Raw genomic sequence first — 15,357 nt, 5'->3', positions numbered from 1 at the left:
CCTTGAGGCATGACGGTCAGGCCGGAGGTCGGTGGCACCCCGCGGGCGTGCGACGCGCGTCTCGCCCGCGTCTTCGCGTTCCTCGGCAAGCGGTGGAACGGGATGCTGCTGGGCACCCTGGCGGGCGGCCCCGCCGGCTTCGCCGAGCTGAGCCGCGCCCTGCCGGGCATCAGCGAATCCGTGCTGTCGGACCGCCTCGGCGAGCTGGCCCGGGTGGGGCTGGTCTCCCGGACCGTACGCGAGGGGCCGCCGCTGGGGGTCAGCTACCAGCTCACCGAGCGGGGCGCGGCGCTGGCGCCGGCCCTGGACGCCCTTGCGCGCTGGGCCGAGCAGAATCTCCCCGCCGAGCCGGGACTCGGCGCCGGCTGCTGACTCGCACTGTGTGATCATCGGCGGATGCCGGTGCGCGCCGAACACGACCGGGCCGTCCTGGCCGAGCTGCTGGGCCGCGACCCGGTGCTGCACGCCTACGAGCTCGGCGACCTCGACGACTTCTTCTGGCCGTACACCTCCTGGTTCCGGCGCGAGGACCAGGTGGCGCTGCTCTACCACGGCGTCAACCCGCCGACGCTGCTGGCGTTCGCGCCACCGGAACGGACCGCGCAGCTGGCGGCGCTGCTGACCGAGCTGGCGCCGCTGCTGCCGGCCCGCCTGTACGCGCACCTGTCCCCCGGCCTGGACCTGGTGCTGGCGCCCCGGTTCCGGGTCGACGCGGCCACGGCGCACCTCAAGATGGCATTGACCGATCCGGCGCGCCTTGCGGCGGTCCAGCCGGCCGGTGAGCCGCTGTCGGCGGCGGACCTGCCGCAGCTGCACGAGCTCTACGCCGCGGCCTATCCGGGCAACTGGTTCGATCCGCGGATGCTGGACACCGGCCAGTACGTGGGGATCCGGCAGGGCGGTGACCTTGTCGCGGTGGCCGGCGTGCACGTCTGGTCCCCCACCTGGCGGGTGGCGGCGCTGGGCAACGTCACCACCCACCCGCGGGTACGGGGGCGGGGGTTGGCGGGCGCGGCGGTGGCGGCGTTGTGGGGACGGCTGCGCGCGAGCGTCGACCACGTCACGTTGAACGTGAAGGCGGACAACGCCACGGCGGTGCGGCTGTACGAGCGGCTGGGTTTCACCCGGGTCGCCGGCTACGGCGAGTATGCGCTGACCGCCCTCGGTCGGGTCTGACTGTCCCGCATGCCACGCCACATCGGGTCAACAAGCCGGGGCGGGTCGACGCGACCGCCGGGCCGGGCGAGCCTACGACCGGCCGAGCGACGGCGGCATGCGGTCAGCGGTGCCGGCTGGGTGAGTCGAAGCGGCCGGCGCGAATCTCGCGCAGCGCCCGGCGGCGAGCCTCCCCGCGCAGGGTGTCGACGTAGAGTCGGCCTCGCAGGTGGTCGGTCTCGTGCTGCAGCGCGCGGGCCAGGAAACCGCTGCCGGAGATGCTCAGCGGCTGGCCGTGCTGGTCGAAGCCGTGCGCGGTGGCGTGCATCGCCCGCGGCGTCGGGAAGTACAGCCCGGGGATGGACAGGCAGCCCTCGTCGTCGTCCTGCAGCTCCTCGGACAGCTCCAACGTCGGGTTGATCATGTGCCCGCGGTGGCCGTCGGCGTCGTAGACGAACACCTGAGCGCTGATCCCGATCTGCGGGGCGGCGACCCCGGCGCGGCCGGGGGCGCCGAGCAGGGTGTCCATCAGGTCGGCGACCAGGGCGCGCAGGTCGGCGTCGAAGCTGGTCACCGGTTCGCACGGGGTGCGCAGCACGGGGTCGCCGATGATCCGGATCGGGCGCATAGTCATGCCCGGAAGGCTATCCGTCGGTTACCGCTGCCGTTGCGCCACCCGCCGTCAGTGGCCGCTCGCGCGGGTCCGGACGAGGACCTCGACGCCGTCGAGGATGCGCGCCAGGCCGAACTCGAAGGCCCGGGCCGGGTCGGCGGCGGCCTGGTACTCCTGACCGGCGGCGGTGCCCACCCGGGCGGCGAGCGGGAACCGGCGCGGATCCATCACCTTCTCCAGGTACGGGGCGTGGGCGTGCCACCACTGTTCCTCGGTCATCCCGGTGCGCTGGGCGGCCTGGGCGGCCTCCACCGCGCCGCGTACCGCGCCGTGGACATAGCCGCCGACGAGGGTGATGACGGAGTCCATCTCCAGGTCGGTCAGGCTGATGCCGTCGACCGCGCGCAGTTCGTACTCGTACTTGGCGCTGACGTTCGGGCCGAGCGGGGGGCGGGTGGTGGCGACCTGGAGCAGCCACGGGTGGCGCAGGTAGAGCGCCCAGTTCTCTCGGGCGATCTGCTCGAGCCGGCCGCGCCAGTCGCCGGGGACGTCCTCGGGGCGGGCGGTCTCGCCGTAGACGGTGTCGAGCATGAGGTCGAGCAGTTCGCCCTTTCCGGGCACGTGGGTGTAGAGCGACATCGTGCCCACGCCGAGCCGCTCGGCGACGCGACGCATGGACAGCGCGGCCAGCCCCTCCGCGTCGGCCACCTCGATCGCCGCCCGGACGATCCGCTCGACGCTCAGGTCGCCGCCCTTGCGGCTGGTCTTCTCCCGGGTGCGCCAGAGCAGGGCGAGGCTGCGGGCGGGATCGCCGGTGCCGCTGTACTCGGTGGTCACTCCGGTCACTGTAGCCACTGCTGGTGTCTGGCCGCGGCCTCCTCAGCCCTCGTGCCGGCCGGCGCCAGGCCGGTGTCGGCGATCCGGTCGTGCAGCGGCCGGCGGCGCAGCGCGGCGAGGACCGCGTACAGCTCGTCGGCCAGGGGCACCGGCAGCTCGGCGTCGAGGTGCCGCATCGCGGTGCTGGTCGCCGCCCACTCCGCCTCGATCGCGGGCAGCAGCGCGTACGCCCGGTCGGTGAGCGTGACGATGCGCTGCCGGGCGTCCGCACCGGGGGCGAGGGTGACCAGGCCGGCCCGGCTCATCTGGGCCACGCTCTGGCTGGCCGCCGAGTGGGTGACCCCGACCCGGGCGGCGAGGTCGCGGATGGCGAGGGGACCGTCGGCCACCAGCGCCCGCACCAGCGGGGAGAACCGCGGCCGGTAGTCGGCGAGGCCCAGGTCGGCGTAGACGGCTGCGACGTCGCCGTCGAGCAGCTCCAGCACGTGGCGCAGCAGGGTGCCCAGCGCCTCGCGGTCGGGTGTTCCGGTCACGTCCGCTAATGTAACAGCGCTGTTGTATCTGGTCCGCGGGAGGGGAACCGGGATGTATCCACCGATCGAGCCGTACGCCCACGGCATGCTCGACGTCGGCGACGGCCAGCGCGTGTACTGGGAGACCTGCGGCAACCCCGACGGCCGGCCGGCGCTCGTCGTGCACGGCGGGCCCGGCTCCGGCGCCACCCCCGGCTGGCGCCGGATGTTCGACCCGGCCGCCTACCGGGTCGTCCTGTTCGACCAGCGCGGCTGCGGACGCAGCACCCCGCACGCCAGCGACCCGGCCGTGGACCTGTCGGTCAACACCACGCCCCACCTGCTCGCCGACATGGAACTGCTCCGGACGCACCTCGGCATCGACCGCTGGCTGCTGCACGGCGCCTCCTGGGGCTCCTCGCTCGCCCTCGCCTACGCCCAGCGCCACCCCGACCGGGTCACCGCTGCAGTGCTGTTCAGCGTGGTGGCCAACACCCGCCGGGAGATCGAGTGGGTCACCCGCGACATGGGCCGGATCTTCCCCGCCGAGTGGGCCCGCTTCCGCGACGGAGTGCCCGAGGCCGACCGCGACGGCGACCTGTCGGCCGCGTACGCCCGGCTGCTCGCCGACCCGGACCCCGAGGTACGCGACCGGGCAGCGCGGGACTGGTGCGCCTGGGAGGACGTGCACGTCTCCCTGGCCGGCGGCTACCGGCCCAGCCCGCGCTACGCCGACCCGGTGTTCCGGATGGGGTTCGCCCGGCTCGTCACCCACTATTTCGCCAACCGCGGGTTCATGCCGGACCGGTCGCTGCTGCGCGACGCCGGGAAGCTGGCCGGCATCCCGGGCGTGCTGGTGCAGGGCCGACTCGACGTCAGCGGCCCGCCGGACATCGCCTGGCAGCTCACCCAGGCCTGGCCGGACGCCCGGCTGGAGATCGTGGAGACCGGCGGGCACGGCACCGGCCACGGCATGACCGAGATCGTCGTGGCGGCGCTGGACGAGTTCGGTCACCGCTGACCGCGCCCGGCCGGCGCGGCGGGCCGGTCAGTCGGCGGCGAGCAGGGCGCGCACCGGGGCGGCCTTCGCCGCCGCCTCGGCGACCTCCGCCGCCGGGTCGCTGCCCCAGGTGATGCCGCCGCCGGCCCAGACGTGCAGCAGCTCGGCGTCCGCGGCGGCGGTGCGGATGGTCAGGCCCAGGTCGATCCGGCCGGAACCCACCCAGCCGAACGCGCCCATGCTGGCCCCCCGACCGACCGGCTCCAGGGCCGCGATCCGGTCCAGCGCGGCGAGTTTCGGCGCCCCGGTCACCGACCCGCCCGGGCAGACCGCCCGCAGCAGGTCCGCCAGGCCCAGGCCGTCGGCGACCGCCGCCGACACCGTCGACTCCGCCTGCCACAGGTCGCACCACCGCCGTACGGCGAACAGCTCGTCGACCCGCACCGACCCGGTACGGGCCACCCGGGCCAGGTCGTTGCGCTCCAGATCGACGATCATCACGTGCTCGGCGCGTTCCTTGGCCGAGGCGAGCAGCTCCCGCCGGCCGGCGGCGGTGGCCGGTCGGGTGCCCTTGATCGGCCGGGTCACCAGCCGTCCGCCCTCGACCTCGACCAGGGTCTCCGGGGAGGCGCAGCCGATCGCCCAGTCCAGCCCCGACAGCGTGCCGCCGTAGCGGGCGCCGGGCAGCGCGCCGAGGCGGGCCAGGGCGGGCAGCGGGTCGCCGGCGTACGGCGCGGCGGCATGGCCGACCAGGTTGACCTGGTAGACGTCGCCCCGGCCGATGGCGGCGCGGACCGCCTCGACGGCGTCGGCGTGCTGGCGGGGCGTCCAGCTTTCCCGCCATTCGCCCAGCCACCAACCGGCCGCCGGGGCCGGGCCACCGTGCCTGTGGTCGGCCCGCGACACGGCGGGCCCGGTGGACGCGATCGGGTGGCCGACCGCTCCCGGGGCGGCCGGCCGGTGGAGGCCGGCGGTGGAGGGCCCGAGCCGGTCGGACGTGCCGGCGGCGCGCGGCTCGCCGTGGTCGTAGACCACCACCACCAGGTCGGGCAGCGCCGGCACGGGGGTGGCCGCGCCGGGCGCGCCGCCGGCCAGCAGCGCGCCGGCGGCGGCGGAGAGGTAGAGGGCGGCGCCGCAGACCCCGTCCGGGTCGTGGCGGCCCGGGCGGCCCAGGTCGGCGACGGCGACGCCGTGACCGGTGAGGAACTCCTGCGCGAGCGCCGCCGGATCACCGCCGTCGCCGCGGCGCCACTGCAGCCGGGCCCGCTCGACGAGCCGGCCGCGACAGTCGTCCGGCGCACCGGGTACGTCGATCACCGGTGGGAGCGTTTCCACGCCGGTTGGCTCATTCTTGCTCATCCGTTCAGTGGATTTAAGGTGAACAAGGCGGATGGCTGCTCGATACCGCGCACTTCCGCTTGGTACTGTGCGTCACTGGTCATGTGAACCATGACACAGTGCCCCCACAGTCCGGAGAACCCGATGTGCCAGCACCAACCCACCTGCCCCTCCGCCGAGGCGACCGACCGCGAAGCCGCCCGGGTCATCGCCTGCTTCCGTGAGCAGGGCTGGAGCCTGCTCTGCAACGGTGTCATCGTCTTCGAGGACACCGGTGAACTGCTCCCCGACGGCAGCACCATCGCCCCGCACCGCGGCCCCGCCCGGCACGCCCTCGTCGCCTAACTGATCACATTCGGTAACCGAGCGACTCCGCCGACCCAGGCTAGTCCCCCACCGGGGGACCGCCCTCCCCAGGTCGGCGCGCCGGCCGGGGCGGCACGACCAACGCCCCGGCGCAGCCCGCCTCAGCTTTCGAACGCCTCCGGCGACGGACACGAGCAGACCAGATTCCGGTCGCCGTACGCGCCGTCGATCCGCCGCACCGGCGGCCAGTACTTCGCCATCCGGTCGACCGCCCCCGGGTACGCGCCCACCGACCGCGGGTACGGGTGCGGCCACTCGTCGCCGGAGACCATCGCCGCGGTGTGCGGCGCGTTCGCCAGGGGGTTGTCCCCGGTCGGCCACTGCCCCGAACCCACCTTGTCGATCTCCGCCCGGATGGCGATCATCGCGTCGCAGAACCGGTCCAGCTCGGCCAGGTCCTCGCTCTCGGTCGGCTCCACCATCAGCGTCCCCGCCACGGGGAACGACATCGTCGGGGCGTGGAAGCCGTAGTCGATGAGCCGCTTGGCCACGTCGTCGACGCTGACCCCGGTCGCCTTGGTCAGCGGCCGCAGGTCGAGGATGCACTCGTGCGCCACCAGGCCCTTGTTGCCGGCGTACAGCACCGGGAAGTGGTTGCGCAGCCGCGCCGCCACGTAGTTCGCCGCCAGGACCGCCACCCCGGTCGCCCGCGTCAGCCCCGCGGCGCCCATCATCCGCAGGTACGCCCACGGGATCGGCAGGATCCCCGCCGACCCGTACCGGGCCGCGGAGATCGCCGGCCGGCCGTCGACGTGCGCGCCGGACGGGTCGCCGGGCAGGAACGGCGCCAGGTGCGCGCGGACCGCCACCGGGCCGACGCCCGGGCCGCCGCCGCCGTGCGGGATGCAGAACGTCTTGTGCAGGTTCAGGTGCGACACGTCGGCGCCGAACTTGCCGGGCTTGGCGAACCCGACCAGGGCGTTGAGGTTCGCCCCGTCGACGTACACCTGACCGCCGGCGTCGTGGACCTTCGCGCAGAGCTGCGCGATGCCCGTCTCGTACACGCCGTGCGTGGACGGGTACGTCACCATGATCGCCGCGAGGGCGTCGCGGTGCTTGTCGATCTTCGCGTCGAGGTCGACCAGGTCGACGTTGCCGTCGGCGTCGCAGGCCACCACGACCACCCGCATGCCGGCCATCACCGCCGACGCCGCGTTGGTGCCGTGCGCCGACGACGGGATCAGGCACACGTCCCGGTGCACCTCGCCCCGGTCCCGGTGGTACGCCCGGATGGCCAGCAGCCCGGCCAGCTCGCCCTGCGACCCGGCGTTGGGCTGCACGCTGACCGCGTCGTAGCCGGTGACCTCCGCCAGCCACCCCTCCAGCTGCGCGATCAGCTCCCGGTAGCCGGCGGTCTGCGCGTCCGGGGCGAACGGGTGCAGGTGCGCGAACTCCGGCCAGGTGATCGCCTCCATCTCGGTGGTGGCGTTGAGCTTCATCGTGCACGACCCGAGCGGGATCATGCCCCGGTCCAGGGCGTAGTCGAAGTCCGACAGCCGCCGCAGGTAGCGCAGCATCGCCGTCTCCGAGTGGTGGCTGCGGAACACCGGGTGGGTGAGGAAGTCCGAGGTGCGGGCCAGCGCCACGGGCAGCGTGGCGTCCACGTCGCCGTCGAACCCGTCCACCCCGAACGCCGCCCACACCGACCGCAGGTGCGCCCCGGTGGTGGTCTCGTCGCAGGAGATGCCCACCCGGTCGGCGTCGACCAGCCGCAGGTTCACGTTCCGCTCGGCAGCCGCCGCGACCACCTCGGCCGCCCGGCCCGGCACGACCGCGGTGACGGTGTCGAAGAACGCGACGTCCGCGACCTCGACGCCGCCGACGCGCAGGCCGGCCGCGAGCCGCGCCGCCATGTCGTGGGTACGCCGGGCGATCGCCCGCAGCCCGTCCGGGCCGTGGTAGACGGCGTACATGCCGGCCATCACCGCGAGCAGCACCTGGGCGGTGCAGATGTTGCTGGTCGCCTTCTCCCGCCGGATGTGCTGCTCGCGGGTCTGCAACGCCAGCCGGTAGGCCGGGTTGCCGTCCGCGTCGCGGGACACCCCGACCAGGCGGCCGGGCAGCATCCGCTCCAGGCCCGCCCGCACCGCAAGGTAGCCGGCGTGCGGCCCACCGAAGCCCATCGGTACGCCGAACCGCTGGGTGGTGCCGGCGGCGATGTCGACGCCCATCTCGCCCGGCGGGCGCAGCAGGGTCAGCGCCAGCAGGTCCGCCGCCACGGTGACCAGCGCCCCGGCCGCGTGCGCGGCCTCGACCAGCGGCGCGTGGTCCCGCACCGCCCCGGACGCCCCCGGGTACTGCAGGTGCAGGCCGAAGAACTCACCCGGCAGCTCGGCGGCGCCGAGGTCGAGCACCCGCACGTCGATGCCGAGCGGCTCGGCCCGGCTGGTGATCACCGCGATGGTCTGCGGCAGGGCGTCGGCGTCGACGACGTACACCGGGCTCTTGCTCTTGGACGCGCGGCGGGCGAGGGTCATCGCCTCGGCCGCGGCGGTGCCCTCGTCGAGCATGGAGGCGTTCGCGACCGGTAGCGCAGTCAGCTCGGACACCATGCTCTGGAAGTTCAGCAGCGCCTCCAGCCGGCCCTGGCTGATCTCCGGCTGGTACGGCGTGTACGCGGTGTACCAGGCCGGGCTCTCCAGCACGTTGCGGCGGATCACCGCCGGGGTGTGGGTGCCGTGATAGCCCAGCCCGATCATCGACACGGCGACGGTGTTGCGGGCGGCCAGGGCGCGCAGCTCGGCGATCGCCTCCCGCTCGCTGGCCGGGGCGGGCAGGTCGAGGGTGCCGTGCCAGCGGATCACCTCGGGGATCGCCGCGTCCATCAGCTCATCGACCGAGCCGTAGCCGACGGTCTCCAGCATGCGGCGTTCGTCGTCCGGGTCGGGGCCGATGTGACGGTCGGCGAAGTGCTCAGCGGTCATGTTCGCTGCGCTCCTTGCGGGGGCGAGGTCGACAGGTCGGCCTCCCCCTGAGTCACGCGCGAAGCGCTCCACAGCGCCTGCCCACGAGGTCCTTTTGCCTGAGAGGTTCCGGGGAGGAATCTGCCCCTTCGGCGCCGCCCCCGGTGCTGCTGGGGCGGTCTCTCCCGCGTGGGTGGTACCGGCATGGTCAACGCTACCAGCGCCGGTGTCACCGGCGGATGTCGTACCCCGCCGGCGCCATCATGGGCAGGCAGGAGGTGTCCCGAGGCACGAGCCCGTCGGTGGGGCTCACAGCGTGGCCGGGGCCACCGCCGCCGGCACCGCGCCCCGACCGCCGTCGCCGGCCCGGCCGGCGCCCAGCCGGTCGGCCAGCACGGGCAGCAGCCGCCCCAGCGGCGCGTCGACGATCAACGCCGCGTACCCGTCACCGCGGGTGGGGCCCTGGTTGGCGATCACCACCGGGATGCCCAGCTTCGCCGCCCGCAGCACGAACCGCCGCCCCGACATCACCGTCAGGGACGAGCCGAGCACCAGCAGCAGCCGGGCCGCACCCACCATGGCGAAGCAGCGCGACACCCGGTCCCCGGGCACCGTCTCGCCGAAGAACACCACGTCCGGCTTGAGCATCCCGGTGCCGCAGAAGGTGCAGTCCACGGTGTGGAAGTCGGCCACCTGCGCGTCGTCGAGCTCCACGTCGCCGTCGGGGTTGATCGCGCCGGCTGCGGCGTCGAAACCCGGGTTCGCCTCGTGCAGCCGCCGGTCCAGTTCCTCCCGGGATGTGCGGTTGCCGCAGTCCAGGCAGACCACCTCGTCGAGGCGGCCGTGCAGCTCCACCACGTCGGCGCTGCCCGCCGCCGTGTGCAGCCCGTCGACGTTCTGGGTGATCACCCCGTCGACCAGCCCGGCGTCCTGCAGCCGGGCCACCGCCCGGTGCCCGTCGTTCGGCGCCGCCCGGGCGATCATCCGCCACCCCAGGTGGCTGCGCGCCCAGTACCGCCGGCGGGCAATCGGGTCGCGGGTGAACGTCTGGTAGGTCATCGGGGTGTGCCGGCGGGCCACGCCGCTGGGGCCACGGTAGTCCGGGATGCCTGACTCGGTGGACAGCCCCGCCCCGCTCAACACCACGACGCCACCCGCCGCGACCAGGCCGGCCAGCGCGTCCATCGTCTCCGTCACCCGTCCATGCTGCCTCACGCGGCGGACAACGACGAGCGGCCGCCCGCGGGGCCGACGGCACGGGCGGGTGACCGCCTCCGCGCGGTCGACCGACGCGATCGACCGCGCCACGTCCGCCTGGCCAGATCCGGCCACGGGAGACGCCCGGCGGAGACGGCCCGCACCCGTAGCGCGACCGGCCGGCGGCGGGCCCGCGGTTTGGTTGGGGACCGGCCCGGGCAGCGGCGCCGCCCGCAACGACACCGTCGACCGGGCCGCCGCGGTGCTGCTCGCCGACGCCGCCGCCCGCGCCGCGGTCCGCCGCCATCTGCTGGTCTCCTCGATGGGCGTGCAGAACCCGCCCGCGCCGGGCACCGACGAGGTGTGGGCGGGCGCCCGGACCGGGGCGCGCCGCGCCGGCGGTCAGGGCAAGCGGCGACACCGTGTCCCTCGACCCCGCGGTCGGCGCCCGGCAGTGGGGGCGCCGACCGTCGGGCCGGGTGGCCGACCCGCCCGGGGCGGGGCGACCCCTCAGCGGTGCTGGTGGCGGGGCAATGCGGCCTGCGACGCGGCGCCGCCCACCGGCGCCGCACCGGCGGTCTCCCGGACGATCCGGTCCATCGTCCGCGCCAACTGCTCGCTGCCGTCGTCGAGGTGCCGGGCCGCCGCCTGCATGTGCGAGATCATCATCTCGCCGAAGATCCGCAACGCCTCCCGCGTCGCCACCGAGTCGTCGAAGTTGGTGCCGGCGTTGCTGCGGTAATCCGCCACCGCCCGCTCGGCCTCCTGCTTCGCGTCCTCCGCCGCCGCCTGCATGTAGCTCTCGTACTGCACCCGGGCGTACTCGGCGACCCGCCGGGCGTAGTCGTGGGCCTGCGCGATGATCTGCTCGGCCTCCCGCTGCGCCGCCGACAGCAGGTTGACCTCCTTCGCCGCGGGCAGCTTCGCCCCCGCGTCGGTGCTCGGGATCACCCCGTGCCGGTGCAGCTCCACGTGGTCGTTAAGCCGCTCGTTCTCCGCCCGCAGGGTCGCGATCTGCGCCGACAGCAGGTCCAACTCGTCGGCCACCTGCATCCGGAACCGGTCCACGTCCGTGTGGTCGTAGCCGCGGCGGGCGAACGAGGCGCTGCCGAACTCCCAACGACGCACCCGGTCGGCGGTCATCCGCACCTGCACGCTGCCGGACACCTGCACGCCGTCGTACCTGCTGATCGGGGTCGCGCTCACCGGACACCTCCGGAATTGTCAGGGCCGGTCACCGTCCGCCACGCCGGCCCGTACCAGTGCTTACCGAAGCCCTCGTGGTGCAGCTGACCGGCGTGGTAACCGGCCTGGGTGAACGCCGCCACCGAATGGCCGACCATCTCGTCGGAGCCGCACACGTAAACGTGCCGGGACCGCCAGTCGCCGTCAGCCAACGCCCGGTCCGCCAAGTGCACGAACTCACCCGGCCGCCGCATGTCCGAACCCACGACGTACGTCACCGACAGCCACGGGTGCGATGAGGCCAGCTTGTCGATCGCGTCGGTGTCGTAGAACTCGCTGCGCGAGCGGGCCCCCACATACAGGTCCACGCGGCGGCGGGAACCCTCCGCCGCGACCTGCTCCACCAGCGCTTTCACCGGCGCCCAGCCGGTGCCGGCGGCCAGCAGCAGCAGGTCGCTCGACCCGGCCGACCACAACGTCAACCGGTCGCCCACCGGAGCCGCCAGGTGAACCGGGTCACCCACCGCGGACCCGTACACCAGCCGCGACGACACCGCCCCGCCCGGGGCGGCCCGCACGTGCAGCTCCAGCGTGCCGTCGGCGCGCGGCGCGTTCGCCGGCGAGTAGTACCGCCACGACCGCACCGCCGGGTGGGACACCCCGATCGACTGGCCCGGCGTGAACGGCAGCAGGTACTGCGGCCGCACCGTCAACACCGCCACGTCGAACGCCCGCCGCTCATGGGCGAGGATCTCGGCCACCCACCACGGCGGGTTCACCGCCTCCGCCGCCTGCGCCGCGTCCGTCATCACCTGCGCGACCAGCCCGTACGCGGCCGCCCAGTCCTGGGCCAGCTCGTCGGTCCACTCCTCGCCCAGGAAATGCCGCAGCGTCGCCAGCAGCGCCTCGCCGACCGCCGGATAGTGTTCGGCGCGCACCGCGAACTTGCGGTGGTCGGCGCCGAGGTCCTGGAGGAACCCGACCAGGCGGTCGACCTGGTCCACATGGGACACAATGTGCCCCAACGCGGTGACCAGCCGGTCCCGCTGCCCGGCCATGTTGGTCGGGAACATCTGCCGGGTCTCCGGATACGCCAGGAACAGTGTGGAATAGAAGTAGAGCGGCACCTGGTCGCCGTGGGCGGCGACCAGGGACCAGCTCTGCTTGAGCCGTGCCGCGTCCACGCTCAGGCGCCCGTCCCGTTGCCGGACGACACCACCTGGTCCTGCACCTGCCCCAGCACGGTCTGCACGTCGGCGATGATGTCCGCCGGCACGCCCAGCTCGGTCAGCGTCGCGGTCAGGTGCTCACCGACCTTGACGTAGTGCGCCACCGGGATGTGCAACGACTGGTGCGCCTCGGCCAGCCCGCGACCGGCGTACTCGTTCGGTCCACCGAGGACCACAGTCAGCATCAGCGCCAGGTGCCGCCGCTGCTCGGCCATGTTCACGTCCGCGAAGTAGCCGGCCAGCTCCGGGTCGGCGAGCACCTTGTCGTAGAACACCTCCACGGCCGCCTTCACCGAGCTGGCGCCGCCGATGCGTTCGTAGTGGGAGACGGGAGTGACTTCTTCCGTAACCGTCACTGCTGTTCCTTCCGGGGTGGGGGCACGCGGGCAACGCCCGCGGAGGGGCAACCGGCAGCCGGCGCACGTCACCCGGTGTGGCGGTGACGTCGACGCAACAGCGACCGTCAGGGACCATAGCGCGCCACGCCGATCGGGTCACGGCCCCCCTATCGGATTCCTGACAGGGCGCGACCACGGAACGTGACAGCCGATTGGTCCATCCGTCCACCCGCCGCGACCGGTTCGGCCACAGCGCGTCCACCATCGGGTCGCCCACGGACGGGACAGTCGACAACCGACGGTCCGCGCGGCCGACCCCCGTCGCCACCGCTGACCAGGCATGGCGCCACCGAGGCCGCCCGTCCCGCTGATCGGACCCGCCAAGCCCGGCCGTGACGTCCACATAGGAATACTCAGCGTCACCAACGACAGATCGCGCCGGGCCCCAGCCACGACGCGATCCTCGAAATCCCCCGGGCGTGTCGCCCGGCGACGGGTCAGCCCGCCCGACGCCGCGCCCGCCGCGCCGCCAACTCGTCCCCCACCGACTCCGACGCCTCCGACGCCTCCGGTGCGGACGCCACCGAATCCTGGCCGCCACCCGCCGCCGGCTCCGCCGGCAGGTGCGACAGCGAACCCTGGATCTCCTTGAACGCCCCGCCGATCGCGATGCCGAACACGCCCTGGCCGCCCTGCAACAGGTCGACCACCTCCTCCGGCGACCGGCACTCGTACACCGTCGTCCCGTCCGAGATCAGCGTGATCCCCGCCAGATCCTCCACCCCACGCGACCGCAACGCCTCGATCGCCTTCCGGATGTTCTGCAGCGACACCCCGGCGTCCAGCAGGCGCTTCACGACCTTCAACACCACCAGGTCGCGGAAGGAGTACAACCGGGACGTCCCCGAACCCGACGCGTCCCGCACGCTCGGCACCACCAGCCCCGTCCGGGCCCAGTAGTCCAACTGCCGGTAGCTGATACCCACCGCCTGGCAGGCGGTGACACCCCGGTAGCCCACCACACCATCACCCTCGGTGCCCGGGACGGGCGACGCCTGCTGCGGCGTACCCGGATCAGGATCTCGCGGCTCGTGCATCCGGACAACCTCCCCGCCCGTGCGGCGACACGCCGTTTCTCCGAACGTGCACCCCTCGACACCGCAACCCTATAGCGGCCCTCAGGAGTTGCCACGGAGGAACCGACGCGACACGCCGCGCAGCACTCGGAAGATCACCGACGATCACACACCGTCACTAACCGTGATGCCCAACCGTCGGCCGTCGACACCCGACCGGGGACCGGAATCAGCCCGCGAAGTCCTCCGGCCGCACCTGCTCCAGGAACTCGCGGAACTTCTCCACCTCGTCCTCCTGCTCGTCGGGGATCACGATCCCCGCCTCGCTGAGGACCTCCTCCGCGCAACGAATCGGAGCCCCGACCCGCAACGCCAACGCGATGGAATCGCTCGGCCGCGCGGACACCCGCACACCGTCCCCGATCAGCAGGTCGGCGTAGAAGACGTTCTCCTTCAACTCGGTGATCTCCACCGCCCGCAGCGGCGCCTTCAACGCCGCCAGCACGTCCCGCAGCAGATCATGCGTCAACGGGCGGGCCGGCTTGACCCCCTGCTGCTCGTAGGCGATCGCCGTCGCCTCGACCGCGCCGATCCAAATCGGCAGATAGCGGTCCCCCTCGACCTCCCGCAGCAGGACGATCGGCTGGTTGCTGGGCAGCTCCACCCGAACTCCGACCACGCTCAGCTCGCGCACCGCCGCCTCCGTGTCGTTGTCACCTACGCCCGCACCGCGCCCTTCCCTGCACGGTACACGGACCGCGACACGAGAGTCCCATGCGCTACGTGCACCACGCGTCTCGCCAGGGAAGGGGATACCCCGGCAAGCCTACGACACGCTTCCCGGGGCAGATCTTTCCGCGTGCACCGACGGAGAAGGCCGGGCGCCCCACGACACCCGGCCCACACCTCACCGACCCAAGGTCGACCGCAACCCCACCCGCACCAGGGCCGCGTGCAACTGCTGCGACAACGCCACCAACTCACGCGCCGTCTCCGCCGCCCGGGACCGCGCCGCCGGATCACTCTGCCGCGCCAACGGCGCCACCAACTGCGCGAACAGACCGACCTCCCGATCCGCCGCCGTCCGATAACCCCGCAGATGCCGCGGCTCCAGCCCGTACTCCGCCAACCCCGCCACCGCCCGCGCGATGATCAGAGCATCCGCGTCGAACCAACCCGCCGGATCGGACACCAGCACACCGAGCCGCTCCAACTCACCCAACGTCGACTCGTCGATCCCACTACGGGAGATCAGCTCCGCCCGCCCCAGCCGCACCTGCGCCGATTCGGCAGGCTCCTGCCCACCCCGACCCGGCACCTCACCACCGGGACCGACCGCCACCAACGTCGGCCGCTGCCGGCCCGGAGCGTCGAACTCCGCCAACTGGTCACGGATCACCCGCAACGGCAGATACTGGTCCCGCTGCGCGGTCAGCACGAACCGCAACCGCGCCACATCGTCCCAGCTGTACTTCCGGTACCCCGCCGGCGTCCGCTGCGGCTCCACCAGACCCTCGGTCTCCAGGAACCGCAACTTCGAGATCGTGACGTCCGGGAACTCCACCCGCAACTGCCCCAGCACCTCACCGATACTCATCAGCGGGTGGG

General features: G+C 73.4%; 16 protein-coding genes and 1 riboswitch. Of the genes, 4 read left to right on the top strand and 12 right to left on the bottom strand.

Going from position 1 to position 15,357, the window contains the following annotated elements:
* The first annotated feature begins 9 nt into the window (after positions 1–9).
* Entirely contained in the window at positions 10–372 is a 363-nt protein-coding gene (locus GA0070613_RS24300; RefSeq protein WP_089014404.1) for a winged helix-turn-helix transcriptional regulator, read from the top strand.
* 24 nt (positions 373–396) lie between these two features.
* Positions 397–1,176 carry a GNAT family N-acetyltransferase gene (locus tag GA0070613_RS24295; protein WP_089014403.1) on the top strand — a complete coding sequence of 260 codons (780 nt, stop codon included), beginning with the start codon at positions 397–399 and terminating at the stop codon, positions 1,174–1,176.
* A gap of 103 nt (positions 1,177–1,279) precedes the next feature.
* Here GA0070613_RS24295 and def read toward each other — a convergent pair whose 3' ends face one another.
* From def to GA0070613_RS24280, 3 genes are read right to left on the bottom strand one after another with little or no spacing between them, the layout of a single operon-like run.
* Positions 1,280–1,789 carry a peptide deformylase gene (gene def / locus GA0070613_RS24290; protein WP_089014402.1) on the bottom strand — a complete coding sequence of 170 codons (510 nt, stop codon included), beginning with the start codon at positions 1,787–1,789 and terminating at the stop codon, positions 1,280–1,282.
* A gap of 48 nt (positions 1,790–1,837) precedes the next feature.
* Positions 1,838–2,605, bottom strand: a complete 768-nt coding sequence (locus GA0070613_RS24285) for a TetR/AcrR family transcriptional regulator (protein ID WP_089016161.1) — start codon at positions 2,603–2,605, stop codon at positions 1,838–1,840.
* Between the two features lie 5 nt (positions 2,606–2,610).
* On the bottom strand, positions 2,611–3,138 hold the full coding sequence (locus GA0070613_RS24280; RefSeq protein ID WP_197698970.1) for a MarR family winged helix-turn-helix transcriptional regulator: 528 nt from the start codon (positions 3,136–3,138) through the stop codon (positions 2,611–2,613).
* 52 nt (positions 3,139–3,190) lie between these two features.
* On the opposite strand from GA0070613_RS24280, the gene pip reads away from it, so the two are divergent.
* The gene (gene pip / locus GA0070613_RS24275; RefSeq protein ID WP_089014400.1) at positions 3,191–4,138 is read left to right on the top strand and encodes a prolyl aminopeptidase; all 948 of its coding nucleotides are present in this window, start codon (positions 3,191–3,193) and stop codon (positions 4,136–4,138) included.
* Between the two features lie 27 nt (positions 4,139–4,165).
* Here pip and GA0070613_RS24270 read toward each other — a convergent pair whose 3' ends face one another.
* Positions 4,166–5,476: a chorismate-binding protein gene (locus GA0070613_RS24270; RefSeq protein ID WP_089014399.1), complete on the bottom strand. Its 1,311-nt coding sequence runs from the start codon at positions 5,474–5,476 to the stop codon at positions 4,166–4,168.
* A 123-nt stretch (positions 5,477–5,599) separates the two neighbouring features.
* Here GA0070613_RS24270 and GA0070613_RS24265 point away from each other — a divergent pair, with 123 nt between their 5' ends.
* Positions 5,600–5,800, top strand: a complete 201-nt coding sequence (locus tag GA0070613_RS24265; RefSeq protein WP_088962150.1) for a DUF5999 family protein — start codon at positions 5,600–5,602, stop codon at positions 5,798–5,800.
* A 122-nt stretch (positions 5,801–5,922) separates the two neighbouring features.
* On the opposite strand, the gene gcvP is transcribed toward GA0070613_RS24265, so the two are convergent.
* From gcvP to ftsR, 8 genes are all read right to left on the bottom strand, one after another.
* The gene (gene gcvP / locus GA0070613_RS24260) at positions 5,923–8,745 is read right to left on the bottom strand and encodes an aminomethyl-transferring glycine dehydrogenase (protein ID WP_089014398.1); all 2,823 of its coding nucleotides are present in this window, start codon (positions 8,743–8,745) and stop codon (positions 5,923–5,925) included.
* Between the two features lie 76 nt (positions 8,746–8,821).
* Positions 8,822–8,922, bottom strand: a riboswitch (glycine riboswitch).
* A gap of 111 nt (positions 8,923–9,033) precedes the next feature.
* The gene (locus GA0070613_RS24255; RefSeq protein ID WP_089016160.1) at positions 9,034–9,909 is read right to left on the bottom strand and encodes an NAD-dependent protein deacetylase; all 876 of its coding nucleotides are present in this window, start codon (positions 9,907–9,909) and stop codon (positions 9,034–9,036) included.
* A gap of 522 nt (positions 9,910–10,431) precedes the next feature.
* Positions 10,432–11,127, bottom strand: a complete 696-nt coding sequence (locus GA0070613_RS24245) for a DivIVA domain-containing protein (RefSeq protein ID WP_089014397.1) — start codon at positions 11,125–11,127, stop codon at positions 10,432–10,434.
* Positions 11,124–12,290, bottom strand: coding sequence for a globin domain-containing protein (locus GA0070613_RS24240; RefSeq protein WP_089014396.1), 1,167 nt, complete (start codon positions 12,288–12,290; stop codon positions 11,124–11,126). Before GA0070613_RS24240 ends, GA0070613_RS24245 begins: the two co-directional genes overlap by 4 nt.
* Positions 12,291–12,292: 2 nt before the next feature.
* Entirely contained in the window at positions 12,293–12,691 is a 399-nt protein-coding gene (locus tag GA0070613_RS24235; RefSeq protein WP_089014395.1) for a group I truncated hemoglobin, read from the bottom strand.
* A 479-nt stretch (positions 12,692–13,170) separates the two neighbouring features.
* A complete protein-coding gene (locus GA0070613_RS24230) occupies positions 13,171–13,770 on the bottom strand; it encodes a MerR family transcriptional regulator (RefSeq protein WP_089014394.1) in 600 nt (199 codons plus the stop codon).
* Between the two features lie 208 nt (positions 13,771–13,978).
* A complete protein-coding gene (locus tag GA0070613_RS24225) occupies positions 13,979–14,443 on the bottom strand; it encodes a bifunctional nuclease family protein (RefSeq protein WP_089014393.1) in 465 nt (154 codons plus the stop codon).
* Between the two features lie 213 nt (positions 14,444–14,656).
* Entirely contained in the window at positions 14,657–15,346 is a 690-nt protein-coding gene (gene ftsR, locus GA0070613_RS24220; protein ID WP_172876022.1) for a transcriptional regulator FtsR, read from the bottom strand.
* Between the last annotated feature and the right edge of the window lie 11 nt (positions 15,347–15,357).

The sequence above is a fragment of the Micromonospora inositola genome (assembly GCF_900090285.1).
GTDB classification, from domain to species: Bacteria; Actinomycetota; Actinomycetes; order Mycobacteriales; family Micromonosporaceae; genus Micromonospora; species Micromonospora inositola.
This window is presented reverse-complemented; position numbering and strand designations above follow the sequence as displayed.